Annotated in this window: 1 protein-coding gene; it reads right to left on the bottom strand. The window is 75.7% G+C overall.

The window, feature by feature from the left end:
• Nucleotides 1–839 (bottom strand): SpoIIAA family protein (locus VZC37_RS24665; RefSeq protein ID WP_330437426.1); only part of this gene is annotated, 839 nt, incomplete at its 3' end.
• Nucleotides 840–1,047: the final 208 nt, after the last annotated feature.

Below are 1,047 nucleotides of genomic sequence, written 5' to 3'. Positions count from 1 at the left end.
TTGTACGCCCGGTCCCCGGCGAGAACGACCAGACCGGCGTGGGTCTCCCGGATCCCGGCCGGCTCGGTGCTCACCGGGTGTCCGGACTCCACCGCGGCCGGCTTCCCGGCAGCCGCCCAGGCGATCGCGGCCTCGACGTCGCGGTGGGCGACGTGCGTCACGGCCGGGTGCAGCACCGCTCCGGCCAGGGCCGGGGCCACGGTGGGGAGCAGTCCGTCGACGGCGAGCGCGATCCGGTGCACGCGCCGGTGCTCCTCGAGCAGGAACGTGACGTGCCGGACCATGCCCTCGACGTTCTCCCAGCCCGGGAACGAGGGCGCCACCAGCACCAGCCCGCCGAGCTCACCGTGGGCGGCGCTCCAGGACTCGATCTCCCGGGTCAGCCGGTCGAAGTCGGCGGCCCGCAGCGGGCGGTCGACGCGCACGACCGCGATGCCGTCGTCCGGGCGCAGGTCGATCGCGAACCCGGCGGCCGGCAGGCCCACCAGCCAGCTCACGGCGCTGTCCTGCTGCGCCTCGGGGAACACCGCCAGCGAGTACGGCGCCACGACGGCCGCGACGCGGCAGGCGATCCGGACGGACTCCCGGTCGCTGACGACCGCGCACCCGTCGAACAGCGGCAGCGCGCGCATGCCGAGCTCGAGGTCCTCCCACACCGCGTCGGGGGTGATGCCGGTGAAGGAGCTGTCGAGCACCGCGACCACCCGCAGCCGTCGACCGGTGGCCGCCGCCGCCGCGACCAGCGGTGCGACGACGTCGTCGTAGTCGGCACGGGTCACGGTGCCGGACACGCGGACGCCGTCGATGCCCGGCGGGAGCCCGTCGATGGTCGAGATCATGGGGTCCTCCTCGTGGTGCCGCCCCGCGGGGCCGTACCACCACGGTGTCCGTCGCGCCCGGCACGGAGCAGTACCGAAGGTCCCGTACCGGCCATGACCGATGCCCCGCCGGGACGGGCGGCCCGGCCCTGCCCGGTGTGCGCCCCGCCGGACCACGCTGTTCGCGGGGACGACACGGGGAGGTGGCCCGATGGCGGAGGGCCTGCAC

The sequence above is a fragment of the Gordonia sesuvii genome, from assembly GCF_036350415.1.
Lineage (GTDB): Bacteria > Actinomycetota > Actinomycetes > Mycobacteriales > Mycobacteriaceae > Gordonia > Gordonia sesuvii.
The sequence above is the reverse complement of the archived record's forward strand: the minus strand, read 5'-3'. Positions and strand labels throughout refer to the sequence as shown.